Source organism: Microbulbifer variabilis, from assembly GCF_023716485.1.
Taxonomy (GTDB): Bacteria; Pseudomonadota; Gammaproteobacteria; order Pseudomonadales; family Cellvibrionaceae; genus Microbulbifer; species Microbulbifer variabilis_B.
The window spans coordinates 1,932,675-1,951,142 of record NZ_CP092418.1 but is presented as its reverse complement, the minus strand read 5'-3'; the positions used below and the strand labels follow the sequence as shown (position 1 = coordinate 1,951,142).

The 18,468-nt window shown below is 45.9% G+C and carries 14 protein-coding genes; 5 read left to right on the top strand and 9 right to left on the bottom strand.

Annotated elements, in window-relative coordinates:
- The first annotated feature begins 24 nt into the window (after nt 1-24).
- On the top strand, nt 25-462 hold the full coding sequence (locus tag MJO52_RS08785; RefSeq protein WP_252085562.1) for a MarR family winged helix-turn-helix transcriptional regulator: 438 nt from the start codon (nt 25-27) through the stop codon (nt 460-462).
- 14 nt (nt 463-476) lie between these two features.
- Entirely contained in the window at nt 477-1,211 is a 735-nt protein-coding gene (locus MJO52_RS08780; RefSeq protein WP_252085561.1) for a siderophore-interacting protein, read from the top strand.
- 215 nt (nt 1,212-1,426) lie between these two features.
- Here MJO52_RS08780 and MJO52_RS08775 read toward each other — a convergent pair whose 3' ends face one another.
- Nucleotides 1,427-1,972, bottom strand: coding sequence for a hypothetical protein (locus MJO52_RS08775; RefSeq protein WP_252085560.1), 546 nt, complete (start codon nt 1,970-1,972; stop codon nt 1,427-1,429).
- Between the two features lie 803 nt (nt 1,973-2,775).
- On the opposite strand from MJO52_RS08775, the gene MJO52_RS08770 reads away from it, so the two are divergent.
- Together MJO52_RS08770 and MJO52_RS08765 are read left to right on the top strand one after the other, a co-directional pair.
- On the top strand, nt 2,776-3,396 hold the full coding sequence (locus MJO52_RS08770) for a hypothetical protein (RefSeq protein ID WP_252085559.1): 621 nt from the start codon (nt 2,776-2,778) through the stop codon (nt 3,394-3,396).
- Nucleotides 3,397-4,652: 1,256 nt separating this feature from the next.
- Entirely contained in the window at nt 4,653-5,957 is a 1,305-nt protein-coding gene (locus tag MJO52_RS08765) for a patatin-like phospholipase family protein (RefSeq protein WP_252085558.1), read from the top strand.
- A gap of 49 nt (nt 5,958-6,006) precedes the next feature.
- Here the strand turns inward: MJO52_RS08765 and MJO52_RS08760 are convergent, their stop codons facing one another.
- The 7 genes from MJO52_RS08760 to MJO52_RS08730 all read right to left on the bottom strand — a co-directional run bounded on the left by MJO52_RS08760 (nt 6,007) and on the right by MJO52_RS08730 (nt 14,641).
- Nucleotides 6,007-7,686 carry an NAD-dependent malic enzyme gene (locus MJO52_RS08760; protein ID WP_252085557.1) on the bottom strand — a complete coding sequence of 560 codons (1,680 nt, stop codon included), beginning with the start codon at nt 7,684-7,686 and terminating at the stop codon, nt 6,007-6,009.
- Between the two features lie 682 nt (nt 7,687-8,368).
- On the bottom strand, nt 8,369-8,818 hold the full coding sequence (locus MJO52_RS08755) for a GyrI-like domain-containing protein (protein ID WP_252085556.1): 450 nt from the start codon (nt 8,816-8,818) through the stop codon (nt 8,369-8,371).
- Between the two features lie 175 nt (nt 8,819-8,993).
- On the bottom strand, nt 8,994-9,377 hold the full coding sequence (locus MJO52_RS08750) for an STAS/SEC14 domain-containing protein (RefSeq protein ID WP_252085555.1): 384 nt from the start codon (nt 9,375-9,377) through the stop codon (nt 8,994-8,996).
- Between the two features lie 123 nt (nt 9,378-9,500).
- Nucleotides 9,501-9,746, bottom strand: coding sequence for a tautomerase family protein (locus MJO52_RS08745; protein ID WP_252085554.1), 246 nt, complete (start codon nt 9,744-9,746; stop codon nt 9,501-9,503).
- Nucleotides 9,747-10,067: 321 nt separating this feature from the next.
- Nucleotides 10,068-11,228, bottom strand: a complete 1,161-nt coding sequence (locus tag MJO52_RS08740; protein ID WP_252085553.1) for a serine hydrolase domain-containing protein — start codon at nt 11,226-11,228, stop codon at nt 10,068-10,070.
- A 470-nt stretch (nt 11,229-11,698) separates the two neighbouring features.
- A complete protein-coding gene (locus tag MJO52_RS08735; RefSeq protein WP_252085552.1) occupies nt 11,699-13,375 on the bottom strand; it encodes an arylsulfatase in 1,677 nt (558 codons plus the stop codon).
- A gap of 216 nt (nt 13,376-13,591) precedes the next feature.
- Nucleotides 13,592-14,641, bottom strand: a complete 1,050-nt coding sequence (locus MJO52_RS08730; protein ID WP_252085551.1) for an HAD family hydrolase — start codon at nt 14,639-14,641, stop codon at nt 13,592-13,594.
- Nucleotides 14,642-14,848: 207 nt separating this feature from the next.
- Here MJO52_RS08730 and MJO52_RS08725 point away from each other — a divergent pair, with 207 nt between their 5' ends.
- Nucleotides 14,849-17,059 carry a multiheme c-type cytochrome gene (locus MJO52_RS08725; RefSeq protein ID WP_252085550.1) on the top strand — a complete coding sequence of 737 codons (2,211 nt, stop codon included), beginning with the start codon at nt 14,849-14,851 and terminating at the stop codon, nt 17,057-17,059.
- A 50-nt stretch (nt 17,060-17,109) separates the two neighbouring features.
- Here the strand turns inward: MJO52_RS08725 and MJO52_RS08720 are convergent, their stop codons facing one another.
- A complete protein-coding gene (locus MJO52_RS08720) occupies nt 17,110-18,465 on the bottom strand; it encodes a hypothetical protein (protein ID WP_252085549.1) in 1,356 nt (451 codons plus the stop codon).
- Nucleotides 18,466-18,468 lie beyond the last annotated feature (3 nt).

Below are 18,468 nucleotides of genomic sequence, written 5' to 3'. Positions count from 1 at the left end.
CAATCAAGTTAATGCGGCAACCCTGTGAGCTACTCAGTCAACGAAACCCTGCACCAGCTGATCCACGCTTACAAAAAGCAGCTGCGGATCAGCATTCAGGAGCAAAGAATTGACCTTCCGGTAAATCATATTCGCGTGCTCAAGGGAATTTGCAAGTATCCTCAGAGTACCGCACGGTCAATTGCCCTGAAAATGAATCAAGATAAGGCCCAGATTACACGGGTACTTAATGAGTTGGTTCAATCCAAACTTATCAAAAAAACAGACAACCCTAATGACCGCCGCAGTCAGTTCCTTGCTCCCACAGCATCAGGAAAAAAGATTCTTGAAAAAGTGCATAACCTGGAAACAGAGGTTATCGCTGTAATGACTCACAACCTGAGCGAAAAAGAACTCAAGGCGTTTGCCCATATCGCCAGCGTTATGATTGAGAACCTGACCAAACATCCTACTTCAGATTAAGGAGCCTCAATACTATGGCTGAAAAACGCACACGAGAGCTGGTCGTTTTGCGCTCCACCAAAGTCTCAGAACACATGTTACGTATCACTCTGGGTGGCGAAGGGTTGGAATCCTTTCCCTGCGACCAGGAAAGCGCCTATATAAAACTGGTTTTCCCCCAGGGTGAAGGTGAACGCCCACTGATGAGAAGCTATACCATCAGGCACCAACGGCAGGCAGAAATCGATATCGACTTCGCCTTGCATGAACATGAAGGGCCTGCCTCAAATTGGGCGGCCAATGCACAACCCGGAGACTCTATTCTGATAGGAGGCCCAGGCCCCAAAAAGCTGGTTAACCCCGAGGCCGACTGGTTTCTGCTCGCAGGTGATATGACCGCACTACCCGCCATCAGTGTTAACCTGGCCCAACTACCTGACGAGTCCAGCGGATATGCGGTGATAGAAGTTTCAAGCGAATCAGATGTTCAGCCACTGAAACACCCAAAAAACCTGCAACTGTACTGGGTGGTAAATTCCTTCCCCACCGGCGAACTACTGCTTCCTAAGATTCAGGCACTGCCCTGGCTTCCAGGCCAAGCCGCCATCTGGGCCGCCTGCGAATTTAGTAGCATGCGGCAGTTACGGAAATTTTTTAAGCACGATAAAGAAATCCCCAAAACCCATATTTACATTTCCAGCTACTGGAAACTTGGGGACTCTGATGAAGGGCACAAGCTCGCGAAAAAACTGGATAACGAGCAGACCTAAAGGAGAAAATTTGCAGATTTTAGAGACCACAAAAGCAGCGGGGGAGTAACCCCCTCCCCTAGGGCCTTTCCGGCACTAACACTAAGTACGCTAACCCCAAGTGCGCTAAACCCAAAATAGTTTGCCCGCATTTCACAACGGCGTTATGTTTTTACACCTCAGTAGCAGAAGCCCTCCATTACCATAAGGCAAACCACTTTCGCGAAAATTACTCTTTATCCTGATCGATCCATCCGATACCAATAATTAGCAATATAACCCCGCTCATCAACCTGTAGCGCCTGGCGGGTAATTTCTGGAACGCCATTCTCACAGTGCCATGCATAGATAGTCACCCGTCCAGTCACAACGGCTGGTATAGATTCCGACGCAGGATTGCTCTTACAGTAAGCGGCAATTGCCTCACTTGGCTCCTTCGAAGTGTCCGCCTTTTCTTCACAGGGAAGATTGGCGCCGACAAAGCACGCATAGACTCCGCCATGCATACAACGCCAAAAAGTACCCCCCGCAACCCAATCCCTCGGGGCACCGGCAGAAATACCAGCCGCCTGGTAAATACCCGATAACACTACCTGCGGTTTTGCCGGGCCTATATAGGGTTCTTCCGGGCTATCTGCATTGACCACAACTCGGCAATAAGCCACGGGGTCATTAAAGGCCCCGAGATACCTTCCTTTATTTTGCTCCGTCTCTGCCAGGCCCAAACTCCCACAAGGCCCCAGAATCAGGCTTGCCAAGATACATGCAATATGCCGAATCATATTTGACCTCCTCTCCCTGCTAACAAGCCCCAGCCACTGCTCTGGCGCCATTAGCGCCTCAACAGTCCTTCCGCGAACAGGGCTCTCTATAGATTAGCCAGCCATACCGAAGGCCCACCACAGCTGTACAAAAACACTCAAGGAGAGTCTGTCGCCAACACGAATTATCCGGCAGTGACTTCCACGACCTAAGCCGCTGCATCACGCTCAGGATAGAAGGGTATAAATGCCATTGACGCCATCCGGCAGCTGAATCACCATCCCCGACATCTAGGGATCCCGCAATTATTTTATTTTTCTAACTTTTCTTCTATTGGAAGACCATTTCCAAGATGGCACCAACCACCTGTAGGAATCCCCGCCCTTTTAGCGGGGGAGGATATTAAATTACAGACCTTTGCTTTAAGATCGCTTGAAACAACTGATTAGGAGGTTTTTATCAAGCCGAGTGGCCAGTTCTACCCTTCAGTTCTGCCCTTTAGTGGACAGAAATATAACCAGCCACAAGGCCTCAATCTCACTTTTTGCAGCAATAGCCGCCATTGAATAGACCGTACCCGGCGAATAGAAAATAAATAAGCCGGCACATGGTAAGTCTTTACTGGGAAGTACTAAGCGTAAATAAAAAACTTATCCTTTCAAAAGGCTACGCATACTTTTTCCTGAAAGCTGCCAACAAAAATGTTACCAAGGCTCCAGCTGGTTTATTAATTAATTATCCAATGAATTCACTTTAAGTCTTCAGATTTTGGTACCTCGAAGCACTAGAAAGCCCCGATCCAAAAACCCAAAGGAGATTAATCATGGAAATGAACTTTAAAGACAGAGGATTCCTCTCAACGTGGCACTTAAATATGGTCACTTTTGATAGAGAAGATAACCTGTGGTGTGTGGGAACTTCGAATAACATCGGAAAGTGGAATTCAAGAACTTTTGGCCTCGTTGACAAAAAAGAGTACAACCAATCCTGGGATTCCAAAATGATTGCATTTGACAAGTCAAATGCAATGTGGAGCGTTGGAACTAAAGGTAATCTTGCCAAGTGGAATACCACCACTGGAGCATGGGAGGAACCGGACATTGAAAAGCCCTGGGACCTAAAAATGATTGCCTTCGATAACTCCGGAGAAATGTGGTGTGTTGGTGAAAAAGGTAACGTAGGCAAATGGAACCCCATTGACAACAAGTGGGATGATCAGGGTGATCTGGGCGGCTGGAAACTGGACTGGATTGCCTTTAGGCCCGGTGACCCAAGAGGTGATATCTACTGTGTGGGAACCGAAAGCAACCTGGGACTCTACGATCCTAAATTCCCAAATGACACTTTCCATATCGAATCCAACTTTGAATGTAAAAGCCTCTATTTCCACGAAATATTTGGATATTGTGTCGGCACTAAAGACAATATGGGTGTATCAATTTAACAGTCAGTAATTTCAGCTAGTGGATAATATGAATTATTCACTAGCTATTTGGCAGCCCAACCCAAAAAGTGAACCTCTCGCATTTTTAGGGTGTGGCGCATTAATAACAAGTTTAATGCTCTAGCCGTGACATTAGTACTCGGAAACTACGCACAGTCACTCACAACAAAGCCTACCCAGCCCCAAAACCACTGGATAGTAGAAACAACAACTTGCCCACTACTTTAAACAAGCCTGCAACCTCACAGGCCTCTAACCTATATCACCTATAACACAAGCTCGTTAGTAGCGGACTGGCAATAGCGCTTTATCAGTTTCTCAACAGCCCAGAAAAAATTTTATCTCAATAAGAAACAGATTTCCCTTTGGAGATATCTATTATCGTGGAATTGATTACATAGCCGTACCGAAACTACGAAAAGAATACGCAGTGAAGATCCCCGCGCTGGCCAATACTATACAGTCAGGATTAAGTTTCTGTCTCACTCCGAAGTCACGAAGCCCCCAATAGAAATCTGAGCCGGGTGTGCTCTCGTAAATACTGCACCAAGAGCTGGCGCCAGTGGACCTTTCATTTTGCTGGTGAAAATTGGCCACTTTCATAAAAATCTATAGACCACTTAACTGACATAGTGTGCAGCCCAGCACGGAACAAAGCACTGCCTGCAGAGAGCTGGTCCTGGGTGACAATGATCCAATGATCTACTGTTGATCAGCTAACCGTCGCTCCAACAGCTGCTGAAGGTGATCCCGCTACCGTACTCGGCTCAACAATAAAAACTGTAGGATCGCTGTACGTTACTGGCAGGTATTTGGCACTGTACGGCTACTAGAGCTTATTGCGCAGCTTGGCAGCGAAGGTGGGTGGCATACATTAGCATACCGCAGATTTTGGCAAGCCCTTGACTATGGTACTACAGGCAAGGGACAAGGCGCTGAGCTTCCAGCCGAATCTCAAATCGAATCACCGGATTACTTCACCTTCAGTGCAGACCTGATTGCGCCTATCGATGAAGGCCACCGTAGCAACGAAAACCGTATCCGTGCACGCCCACCTTTGTATCCTCATTTAGTAAAAGCACTGCCTTAGAGATTTTACCGCTTACTGGATCTAGTGATGCCCAGGTGGGAAGGCACGAAAAACAAACTGGACGCTATGGCGAATTTGATTCTGGGTGATACCCTGCCCCATTCTTTTAGCCGATACTAATTTCAACTTTCGTATGGAACCTACTGCCACCTCAGGGAAAGATCATATGAGTAACACAGCGTGGGTGACCAGCGCCATCTCCGAAGCCGATACTCTTTGGCAAAATTCGCGTACATCGATCGAAGGCAAGTCATTTAGTGATGTGCAGGACTCTAACGGCCTCCAGTATGTCGACCTGGTGATGGAAGGCGGTGGCATGCTGGGAATTGCCCTGGTGGGCTACACCTACATCCTTGAGAAGGCCGGTATTCGCTTTCGCAAGGTTGCAGGTACTTCTGCAGGTGCCATCAATGCACTATTTTTAGCCGCTGCCGGTACGCCGAGCTCACTTAAGAGTGCAAAGTTACTGGATATTATGGCTAAGGCGGACTTTGCCAGCTTTGAAGATGGTGAGCGCTTTGCGCGTAAAACGGTGCAGCGCCTGCTCAAAGGTAAAGGGCTTTTTAGTAGCCTGGCCCTACACCCATTCGACTCCCTGCGTACCTGCAAACAGCTATTGCGAGATAAGGGCCTCAATCCTGGCGACGCTTTTAGCCAATGGTTGCAAGAAGAGTTACGCCAGCTGGGCATTACCAATACCGCGCAACTTAAGCAGCGTATCAACCAGTTTCCCACTCTCCATTATCGGGGAGAACCCGATCATCAGGTGGGCGCTGCAGAAGTGGCGCTGGTAGCAGCGGATATTACCACTGAGACACGGGCTGTTTTTCCGGCAAAAGCCCCTCTCTACTTTAGCAACCCGGATGCGATAAATCCCGCCGAATTCGTACGGGCTTCCATGTCTGTGCCGGGCTTTTTCAAACCCTATACAGTGAAAAATATTCCCCAGCTGGATGAATGCAGTTCAGTGGCCGAGAACTGGCGCAGTATCAAGGGAATTGGTGATCCCAGGCTGTTCTTTAAAAATGGTTTTCCTAAAGAAATTCAGTTTGTGGATGGTGGCCTAGTATCCAACTTCCCCTTTGATATCTTCCACAAGCCAGTCGGTACCCCCAAACTACCCACTTTTGGCATTAAGCTGGAAGTGGACCACTATCAACCCAAGTCTGACAAGGTGGGGCGCTTTGCCATGGGGCTAATCAATACCTGCCGTAACATGCTCGACAACCATGTGCGGGCCAGCCTAAATGCGGAATACCACACGCTGGTGAAAGAGATCGCTATAGAACCTATGGCCAACGGCGAGCATCCCCACTGGTTGGATTTCGCCATGCCAGGAGAACACTGCGAACACCTGTTCCTGTCCGGCGTAAGGGCGGCGATCGAGTTCCTAAGCAACGGATTTCAATGGGAGGATTATCTTGTTCTGCGCAGGCCGGAAGTTTTCTACTCTGGGGAGCAGTTGGCTTAAGGAAAGAAAGCCGGGTAAAAAGTACCCGGCATAGATTTTTTAAGGGTGATTAGAAGGAACGGCGTCGATAGCTGCGATAGTTTGCGTGCCAGAAGTTGCGCTTGAGAGACCTCTCTAACTGCTCGTGGCTCACTTTCGGGGCAACTCCATCGAGCTGTGCCTGGGCAGCTACAGCTCTGGCGATATCAATGCTCACCTCACGAATATCATCCAAGTGCGGCAGCAGCGCGCCCTCCCCCTGCTTCACCACTGGTGCCTGCTCCGCCAGGGCGTTGGAAGCTGCCATCAACATGCCATCGGTAACCCGCGTGGCGTTGGCTGCGATCACCCCAAGACCAATACCAGGGAAAATATACACATTGTTGCACTGAGCAACCGGGTGGTGGCGTCCATCAATTTCCACGGCAGCAAAAGGACTACCGGTAGCCACCAGCGCCTCTCCCTTAGTCCAGGTATATATTTCCGTAGGAGTCGCCTCCGCGCGGGAGGTGGGGTTTGAAAGCGGCATCACCAGTGGGCGCTCATGGCCAGCTTGTAACGCCTCAATTACTTGTTGGTTAAACAACCCACCCTGCCCGGATACGCCAATAAGAATACTCGGCTTCACCTTACTGATCAGACTCTGCAGGTCTGACTCGGGCGCCCCATCGAAGATATCCGGTGACTGAGCCAGCGCCGCCTGGAAGTCATGCAGCCCCTTCATATCCGAGGTGACCAATCCATAGCGATCAAACATAAAAATACGCGAGCGCGCATCCGTATCACTGAGCCCCGCCTGTACCATGGCAGACACCACCTGCTCAGCGATTCCGCAACCGGCAGAACCAGCACCCACAATCAAAACCCGCTGGGCCGTTAAGGGTTCCTGCCAGGTTTTACAAGCTGCCAAAATAGTGCCCAGGGTAACAGCGGCAGTACCCTGGATATCGTCATTGAAACAGCAGATTTGATCCCTATAGCGCTGCAGTAACGGCATGGCATTTGTTTGAGCAAAATCTTCAAACTGCACCAAAACCTTGGGCCAGCGACGCTTCACCGCCTCGATAAACTGCTCTAAAAACTCATCGTACTCCTTCTGAGAGATACGCTCATGGCGCCAACCCATATACATAGGATCGCTGAGCAGAGTGCGGTTATTGGTGCCAACATCCAAAGTGACCGGAAGTGTGTAAGCTGGGCTGATACCACCACAGGCGGTATATAGAGATAATTTACCAATGGGAATCCCCATGCCGCCAATACCCTGGTCGCCAAGACCGAGGATACGCTCACCATCGGTAACGACGATAACCTTGACGTTTTCCTTAGTGGCACTGCGCAAGATATCATCTATGTATTCTCGGTCTGGGTAGGAAACAAACAGACCTCGATGGTTGCGATAAATATTAGAGAATTCCTCACAGGCCGCCCCAACGGTAGGCGTATAGATGATCGGCAGCATTTCATCAATATGATGCTCAATCAGGTAAAAGAACAACGTTTCATTATCGTCCTGTATACCACGCAAAAAGATATGCTTATCCAGGCCTGTCTTACACTGTTGGTACTGGTAATAGGCCCGTCGAGCCTGTTCCTCAATAGTCTCTACATTGGTCGGCAAGAGACCCGCCAGATTAAACTCGAGCCTTTCCTCTAGGGTAAATGCACTGCCTTTGTTTAGCAGTGGCATTTCCAGTAGAGAGGGGCCAGCATGCGGGATATATAAGGGACGCTTTTCGTTGTTGCTCATAAACCTGCTTTTTCAATGCGGTGATAGACGAGACATATTGCGCAAAAAGCTTCCAACCTTACTGAATAATGCAAAGGGAGCCATTAATTTGCACAGACCCGCCAGTCCATGGGGGCTTAAAGACTATCTAGTGTTATGGACTTTAACAAGGCCTACCCTCTGTACCTTGGGATCAAGATAAGTGCCTTTTAATCATGCTAGCTTGCTTTTTACCGATGCTCTCAGGGGTGAGACTAAACGACTCCAGGGGCAAAGAGAGTAAAAAATAAACAACTGCAAAGCCTGTGAGGAGAAGTGTACTGCCCATCTGTATTTCCCTCCAAGCCCCATAGTTTCATGGGAATTCTCAGGGGGAAGTTAGGAAAATGTGGTTAGAAAGCTTGAGGGAGGAAGAATCGGTACCTACAAAGACAAAGTATCGAAGAGGTGGGAAATAGGATGTCACCAACCAGCACCTAGCGCACAAGCAAACAGAAACAGCAATAGTAGTACTGTCTATTTTGGCGCAGGAACATGTCCATAGTGACCATGCTGTCTATCTGAGCGTCTTGAAGTTTCGGTAAAGCTGGCGATCATTTTTCAACCATCAGAAAGCCTTTCGGCAAAAGCTCTTTGTAGAAGCGAAGCAAGATAGAGGGGCCCTGAAACTGTAGGCACAGTCTTCTTAGGAGCCCCAAGGCCACTATTTGATTGAAATGGCAACTCTTATCTCATTTGGGCTCAGGTAATGTTCAAAGTCTGTGGTGTAGGCTCTTTGATGAGGACAATCCGGTGAGGAAAAGTAATTCCATATCTCACCCCATAAGTCGATAACCGTCTGCGGCATTTCTCCCTGGGCGGAAAACACCAGATACTTACCCGATTGCACATGTATCGGCTTGAAATCTTCGGACATATCTGTTGAAAGCAGATCTGAGCAAGCATAGATATCAAACAACCCGCTATGGTCTGACTCATAGTTGGTATAAACCCCATAAATCTGGGGAGCTCCCGTAAACTTGGGAGCTGCCTCGGTACTAAACTTCTCCCACAGGGGGGCTATTTGCGCAGTAGAGGCATCCGCCTCATTCTCATTCTTTGTTCTTGCGCAGAGCCCCACCAGATCAAAGCCGGGAATTTGTTCAACGACCATAACTACCTCATTTTTATCAATTATTGATGTTACTTGTATTCCAATACACAGCTAAGTGCATGGATGAACAACTAAAGGGGTTCACCTTAAAGCTAAGGGTAGCTACTTCCCTGTAGTAATTTCCTTGCTTTGAGCCCCAAACCGAAGAAAAATTCCACAACTACCTCTTGCTGAGTTAATCGAGTTTTTCTGGCCTGTAACGGTTGAGAAATTGAACCGCCTCGTCACGCTGTTCCAAAGGGAAGCACTGGATATCTATATTCCTAAATATCTTATCTTCAGCCTTCACAATCTTTTGTAGCCATTGCTTATCCGTCAGAATGGCTGCCGCAGAGATATTAGAAATACCAACATTAACCAAGTATTTCAATTTTTCTAGCACTGCCGAGAACTCAAGCCCCTTAAATGACTCAATTTCCTCATAGATAGTGATCCTCTTATACTTCTCACCAAGCGACTTTGCTTGAGCCAAAGTCTCGGAAACATCACTTTCAGTAATTGAATCAGATACCCTGAAAGCGAGGGCATTAGGAATACCGATATCTATCGCTTTGATCATCTCGTTAATCCCATTTCCAATAATCTATAGTCAGGAATTAAAAATATGGTGTGGACAGTGCCATCCCATTTTTCACATTAAGCTTATTTTAAGCCCAGTGTAAAAGTATCAGGAGGAAATACTCTACAATGCTCTGCTAGAATCTGCTTTCTCTTTGATTTGCAAGGCCATCTCTTTCGTTAAGATTTGCCCACCTAACGACCAGTTTTCTGCCTCAACCAAGTCTAAAGAAACCCACACATGCTGCCTAAAACTCTCATCTCCGCCGCCTTCGACCTCCACCATAATATCACTGATTTTTTGCAGCAACTCCTTCTTCACACGCTCATCAACTAGCTCTTTAACTGTTGTAATTGTTACATGTGGCATAAAACCCTCCAATTGGTACATTTAGAAAATCAATCAAACTTAAAACAACTCTACAGAAGACAAAAAGGCATTAGATAGAACCATCTCTCAATGGGATGCAATAACTGCAGAGCTAAAAGATGCATGGTAGCAATGACTAAAAATTCATTCTTAAACTCAAAATCTCCACAGGTCAGCACTCCATCTACTACAAACCTATCAAATACTGTATATAAATACAATACCGGGTAAACAGCAATTAATTTCAACTCAGGATCGGGGATACCTCGCAATCCAGAGACTACGAGGCCGGCTTAAGGTACACGCAGAGAGTTGAGTCTTCTATTTTACTTGCTCATTACTATGAAAGAGATCTAGGGTCTTTAGAGCAAGGGCAACCAGATCCGCACTGGATTCCAAGTCCACATTCTTTATAACAGTCACTGCCCGCTGGTGTTCAGGACAAAGTATAAGCACACTTGTACTTCCTATACTTAGCCCCGTGTGGTATAGCAAATTAGGGTGTACTTCGAGAATACGCCTTATATCCGCATACTCTTCCGAATTATATCCAGCTAAGAAATCTTGCCCCCCAAGAAACCAACCAATACCAATATTGGTTTCTGTTCCATCTGAAAGTTTAGAGTTAGTAAATAGCTCAGAAATGGATTCCTCCTGCAGAAAACCAGGCTTCAGATGAGAAAGCGCAAATTTCACCACATCTTTTGGCGTGGATAATATTCCACCGCCAGCATACTTATAGCTACTATTCACCTCTGGAGAATTTATAAGCACACCTGTAAAAAAAGAATAAGCGCCCTGTCTACTTGGGATAATTGGTGCCGCATCATCAAAGGTAGTTCTCTTCAATCCTAGAGGTTCAAAAACTTCAGTACTAACTATCTCCTTAAAGGTTTCCCCTTTTGCTGACTCCATTGCCGCACTCAGAAGAGTCCAATTATAAGTAGAATAACTCTGATCCGAACCGGGAACAAAAAGCAAAGGGTCATTTTTAAAAATATTCAAAGCTTCTAAAGTGTTGTTGTATTGCACATTCGAGAGAAACTCATGCGGAATAATGTAGTCACGAATTCCAGAAGTGTGATTGGTTAACTGGCGCAAGCTTATCGCTGGGTGGGTTTCAGGCCAGTCTGGCACCAAAAGTCTTACCTCTGAATCCAAATTTAAAACTCCCTGCTCTACCAGACGCATCAAAGCAGCCGCAGTAATCACCTTAGAAACGCTTCCAATACGGAGTTTTGTTTTTTTGGTCATAGGAACTTTAGACTCAAGATCTGAATACCCAAATCCTTTAGCCCACTGAGTGCCATTAGTATCGCCAACGGCCACGCTAATACCAGGAACAGTATCTGAGGAAACGGCCTGTTCAAACAAAAGTTTTGCTTGTTGTGGAGCACTATCAGCGCCCTTTGATTGTAAGGGCAACCAAAGAGCCGCTGAAGCGATGAATACTATAAATTTATACATATCACCAAATTCCATTTGTAAATTTCAAATACAGAGACGCCGATAAGGCGCCTGAGACACTATACAGGCATATAAAGGAAGTAAGCTAATTTAACTTTTGATCAGGCAGATAAGGTACGATAGAACCGAAACAAGGGGAAAGATAACTTAAAATAACTTTTTAACTTTAAGAATTGAACACTATTCAAACTTTGGGGAAACGCCTTGTTTTAGATTAAGGGCAAAATCATTAGGTTACCTTTAAAACTACAGCAACTATAATTGACACCCCTAAACCTGAATGACAATTTGTATCAAACCAGAGCGTTGTTAATTACAACAGCTTATTGCTACGCATCAAAGTGCATCCAGGAAAAATCACCTATGTGCTTTACTTGACTTAAAGCGATTACTATAGACCTGAGCTTCCTACCCTCCCTCTCTGTTTAGAGAGTAATTCATCACCTTTTCATGCCCTGTGACCTAATTTAGCGCCCTATGAAAATTCAGTTACTACCCGAAGCTCCAGCCTCTAGCTGTTTTTGTACCTTTTCCAAATTGAAAGAGCCGGGAACTTGACTGGGGGGGTATTCCTTCATGGTGCTCAGGAACTTGGCAGCGAGCTGCTGCATAGGAACCAATACAAATGCACGATCAATAAACCAATCATTATAGGTATTGGAGCTATGTTGTGCTTTTTCGAAAGGATCCTGACGTAAATTAAACAGTAAGGGAATACGCAGTTCAGTAAAAGGTTCGCGCCAGACTTCAAAACCTTTACCACGATTCTCTAGGAAAATGGCTTTCCATGGCTCGTAACGCATAGCGACTATTTGACCATCATCATTAACATATATAAATTCCTTTCGTGGTGACAATTTGGCCTTACCAGAAAAGTAATCCAACATGTTATAACCATCGACATAGTTGCGATAGCGGCGACCGTTCAATTCTACCCCCTGCTTTAGTTGCTCTTTGATATTAGGGTTTCCGCCGGCGGCAGCCAGTGTTGGCAGCCAGTCTTCATGGGAAACGATGCCTGTTAGGGTAGTGCCAGCTGGAAATTTTCCAGGCCAGCGAACAAAAGCCGGTACCCGATAAGCCCCCTCCCAGTTGGAGTTCTTTTCACTGCGAAAGGGAGTTGTGGCCGCGTCAGGCCAGGTATTGAAGTGTGGTCCATTATCGGTGGAATAAAATACAATCGTATTGTCAGCAATTTTCAGACGATCGAGTAAACTCAGTAATTTTCCCACCAGGATGTCATGCTCTACCATGCCATCCATATACTCGTTGCTGTTCGGTCCAGCCAGATTTTTATGCTCCTCTCGCACATGAGTACGAAAATGCATCCGAGTAGCATTCCACCAGACAAAGAAAGGCTTTCCGGCCTGATGAGCACGCTCTATAAAGTCAATAGCTGCAGCTAGAGTTTCATCATCAATTGTCTCCATGCGTTTTTTAGTGAGCGGGCCTGTATCCTCAATGGAACCACCCGCATAAGACTTGATCACTCCGCGTGGGCCAAATTTTTTGCGGAATTCAGGATTTTTGGGGTAATCGCGATTCTCTGGCTCTTCTTCAGCATTGAGATGGTAGAGATTTCCGAAAAACTCATCAAACCCATGGTTAGTGGGCAGATGTTCATTCCGGTCACCCTGGTGATTCTTACCAAACTGACCAGTAACATAACCGAGGCTTTTCATAACCGTGGCAATTGTCGCATCACTCTTTTGCCAGCCTTCCTTAGCTCCTGGGAGCCCTACTTTGGTCATTCCAGTACGCACTGGCACATTACCTGCCAGGAAAGCGGCCCTTCCGGCCGTACAAGATTGCTGGCCGTAGTAATCGGTAAATGACAGCCCCTCAACAGCCAATCGATCAATGTTGGGCGTGGCATAACCCATCATGCCTCGACTATTAAAACTGATATTCCAAATACCGATATCATCCCCCCAAATTACCAGGATATTGGGCTTTGTAAGCGGGGTGTCCTGAGCTTGAAGCTCCGGTGGGGCTTGAGTTTGCCCCTGCCCCTCCAACTGAGGCTGAGGCTGAGGCTGAGGCTGAGGCTGAGGCTGAGGCTGAGGCTGAGGCTGAGGCTGAGCAATAACGTGCCATTGCAAAAAACACAATACAATTGCACCCATGAACAATCGACGGAATACCAGAGTGGATGAAAACATATTGGGTCTCATAAATCATTTAACATCTATAGAGAGTGCATATAGCGACAAACAAACCTCTATTGACAACAAAACCCTTTTAAAAATTACTGGTGCCAATAGATGTAAATTCACGCTTTTTAGGAAGGGTAATACAACAAGATTAGACAAACTTGTTTAAAGCGTTCATTAGAGAAGCTTTTGCGGCAATGAATTTAAGGGCATGAAAGATGGATGTTAACCACCATCTTCAACCGGTGTTTCAGATATTTCCTTTTCAGGTGTGGTGACTTTAGACTGAGGAAAAACCACTGCCCAGTCTTTTGTCATATCTACAACCGTCCACCCATAGAGCTTGGCAGCTTTTAGAGCCTTATCCAGGTGCCCTACCTTAGAGCCACTATCATAAGACCACTCCCTCTTACTATCGGTATGGTGAATTAACATGCCAAAACGAGGCCCTTTACCGGAAGTAGACCACTCCAACATCTGTAAATCACCGTCTGAATTTCCAGCAACAAAAATTGGACGGAGCCCAATAACCTGACTTATGCCAATAGCCTTGCCTACACCATCATTCACGAAGTCAAGTTTATCCGTTGTAATGATTTGAGGATGACCATCATCATCTTCATACCGTAATTTAAAACGGCTACCAATTACCTGTTCCGGCGGGATGCCGTAGAAGCTCATTGAGAGTGCCCTAATGAAATCAACTCCACCACCTGAAGATATATAGGTTTTAAAACCATTTGCGCGCAAGTACTCCAGCAATTCATGCATCGGCTGATAAACCATATTTCGATAAGGCTTTCCCGTAAGGGGGTTTTTGGCGTCAGTAAGCCAGGAATTTACAACCCTATTAAATTCCGTATCTGTCATACCTGTTTGAGTAGTACTGATTATTTTTAATCTATCCGCTTTGCCAAGGGTCAATAAGCTATGAAAATCTTCTTTTAGAATGGAGGCAAAAGGTTGCTCCTTCTGCCACTTCGGGTGCTCAGGTGCCAATCGCTTAATCTCGTCTATCGCAAAAAGTAACTGAACGTAAGCAGGCTTTTCCGCCCACAAAGTGCCATCGTTATCGAATACAGCAATACGTAGCTCTGGAGGAACAAAGTCGGAACTGCCTTCTTGCGTCACTTTCTTTACAAAACTTACGATGGCAGATTTTGTTGACGTATTATTCCATGATGGAAGATCTGCACTCACACCCGTGCTGGAAAAGAAAATATTTATCAGAAGCAGCAAGCAAAAAACTGTCAATTTTCTTTGAGAGAAAGCCATTAGGTTAAGAGACTCAAGTAAACATGGATTGCTTGAAGTGGCACACAATGAACTAATCTTGGCTTGTCAAAGCCAGATCAATCCAACAGAAAAGTCAATAAAACTAAATATATGATAAATATAGCTGGAAAAATTTACATAATTTTCATTGTTCTCGCTCTATTACCACTAGCTGGATGTGGCGGGCATAACAATGAAAAATCCGAAATGGGTAAAACTGATGAAAACGAATCTATCTTAACCACTACTCATCAGATAAATCATTCGGAGAAAGAGCACGCAACATATACCGGTTCAGCATCCTGCCAAAACTGCCACCAAAAAGAAAGCACTGCCTGGAAAGACTCCCATCACGCGCAAGCCATGATGCCAGCCAGTGAAGACACTGTCCTCGGCAACTTCGATGGAACCACCTTTGACCACGGCGGAGTAACTACAACCTTTTACAAGCGCAAAGGAAATTTTTTTATCGAGACCGAAGGAACTGAAGGTATTCTAGAAAAATTCCCCATTTCATACACTTTTGGGGTAACTCCTCTCCAGCAATACTTGATTCAATTTCCCGGCGGGAGGCTACAGGTGCTCAGTATCGCTTGGGATAACCGCCCAGCAGTAGATGGTGGTCAACGCTGGTTCCATTTATACCCGAATGAAAAGATCGAACATACAGACTACCTACACTGGAGTGGGATTAATCAAAACTGGAACTTTATGTGTGCGGATTGCCACTCTACTAATCTACAAAAAAATTACGATCTTCAAACCGATACATTTCAAACCAGTTGGTCTGAGATAAATATCGCTTGTGAATCCTGTCATGGGCCCGCCTCCAAGCATCTTGAATGGGCTCAGAATCAACAACAGAGCCTTCAAAATTTTGGCTTTACTCATGAATTACAGAGGATAAATACAAACCAGTGGAAAATGAACCTTGAAACTGGCATAGCCTCAAGCAAATCAACCAAGGTCGCCAAAGAAATACAAACTTGTGCACAATGCCATTCCAGGCGCGCGACATTCTCACCTGGCGCAACTGCTGGGAGTAAATTTTTGGATCACTATAACCTCGCCCTGCTACAACCACCCCTCTATCATGCGGATGGTCAAATTAACGAAGAAGTCTATGTCTATGGCTCTTTTTTACAAAGTAAAATGTATAGCGCAGGCGTCACCTGTAGCAATTGTCATGAGCCCCATAGTTTACAGTTACGTAGCAGTGGCGACGGGGTTTGTGCCCAGTGCCATCTATCTGAGAAGTTCGCTCAAACCGATCATCATCTTCACCCAATAAACAGCCCCGGATCGCGATGTATCAATTGTCATATGCCAGCAAAGAACTTTATGCAGGTAGATAGCCGCCGCGATCACAGTTTTCGCATCCCCCGTCCAGACCTTTCAGATCAATTAAAAACACCAAATGCCTGTATCAATTGCCATAAGAATCAAAGCAATCAGTGGGCTGCTGAAGTTCTGCGCAAGCGATTTGGCCCAGCAGAGACAAACCACTTTGGCGAGGCTCTACACGCAGGCCTTACAAGAGAATGGGATGCAGAGAAGAAACTAAGTAAATTGATCCTAGACCGAGAACAGCCAGCAATCGCTAGAGCAACCGCTATAACCTTTCTGGCGGAATACCTCAGCCGCGATTCTGTACAATTATTGCAATCCATAGCACAAAGCAATGAACCACTACTCAGTCTGGCACTGGCACAGTCATTAGATAGAATACCGGAGCAATTACGACCTGCCTTGGGAATACCTCTACTCTACGAGCGAGAACGCGTCACCCGCTCTTTGGCCGCCAATGCTCTAGCAACCTTACCCCTGGGAAATTACCCTGCTCAGGTTCGCCAGCAATTTTCTCTGGCACTTCAGGAATATATAACCTCAGAATTGTTTAACAGTGATCGACCAGAATCCTTATCCAACTTGGCGGGTCTACATCAACAGAGAGATAACTCTCAGCAAGCAGAAGTATTCTATCATCGAGCTATAAGTAAAGCGCCCTATTACACAGCTGCATACATCAATCTGGCAGACCTTTATCGAATAAAGGGAAAAGAGAAAAGTGCAGAAGAAGTGTTACGAAATGCCCTGGATAAGGCCGAGAGGAAGGCAGTAATACAACACTCCTTAGGACTATCTTTAATACGACAGAAACGCTACTCAGAGGCTATCGATTATCTCAAACTGGCCGCTGAGTCTACACAAACTGATAGCCGCTATATATATGTCTATGCGATCGCACTACACTCCGCTGGCGACTCTACACAAGCCCTGGCAACGCTTGAGAAGGGGGTTGAGCAATTCCCTTCCTCAATAGATATCCTTCGGGCTTTAATCTCCATTAATCGAGAATCCGGCAACCTGGAGAAGGCAAAAAAATATGAAAACTTCCTTGCTGGAAGCAATCAGTAGTCCCAAAAGCCTCTTACTGTTTTAGTTGAAGATAAACAATTAGTAGATTACTAAAAATCGTAATAGAAACTTAAGCGGAGCAAGTGCTCATTCGGAATTAGACCAAACTCACAACTCTCACAGCCACTAAACACTTGGGCCTGAAGTCGAGTGCTGAAATGCTCTGTCCAATTTTGGATTAATTCCACGTTATGATACTGGCTCTGATCATCAAGGTTATATTGAATACTCTGACGATACTGAAACTTGCGTTCAATCCGGGTGTTACCCCACATAAAAAACAAATACTCCCGGCGCAACTGCCCCACCGATAACAGCTCATAGCTATCAATCAGGAAATTAAAGGCAGCTGGCGCCTGAACAGACAGTAAACCTTGCTTGGCAAGATCCACTTGTTCGATAACCTGGTCCCACTCTTCTGACTCATACCCATGTTCGTTGTATAGATATTCTGCCGTAATATCCCAGCCGCCTTTAAGGCTCATCTGAGCACCTAGCACTGCTTTTAGGTAACCGTGTTCCTGTAGACCTCCATAGGAGATATCACTAACCACTGGCAGCTCGCGCTGCTGTTCCCAGGCCCCCTCAAATCGTAGAGTAATATTATCACGTGCCAATGCACTCAAACCCAGGGCCGCATTCAGTTCTCCACCGTCCAACTGGTGTACTACCAACCTGGTATCCAGATCTCCCTCCCTATTCAGAACCAATGCATATTGATACTCGTGGTCAGCAAACGGATGATCCAGTTTCCGATCCAGATTATCTTCCACTTCAGCAATGTAGATACCCGCGTTCCAGTCACCGTAGCGAAGATCCAGATGCGCCATATCCCAACCCTGTTGTTGAGTCAGATCATCTGTATCCAGATTTGGTCGGTCATAGACAGGCTTGAGTAAGTTGGCAGGGGACCAATTGTAACCATTACTCCACTGAGGTTTGATCCTGCCAATATTAATTCCCAGTCTCCGGTTAGATGTGTACGAAGATAAGTAGCCCTCCAATAAGTAGGCATTGAACTCTTCTGAAGAGGCGCCACCGTCATCCACCTTATAGTCTTGAATAAAGGCTAGGCGAGTAAAAGTAGAAAAGTGTGGCCCCGATAAAAACTGACTACTGAAATCCAGTGCTAGCAAAGATTCTCTTTCACCAAATTGTAGATTTCCAGGGTTAAAATACTGGTCTTCCCGCACGCTATTCTGCTGCTGATAGGCAATAGCGGAAATATCATAATTCCAATAATAACCACTTCCCCCATTACTGGATGAAAGATCTTGTGATTTAGAACTTTCTGAGAGCTCATTAGAGAAAGGGTCTTTATACTCTTGTGCACTAGCTAAAGCAGCTGAGGCAGAGACACTTAAGATTATGGCCAGTTTATGCAGGGTTAAATTTGGCATCGCCATGGT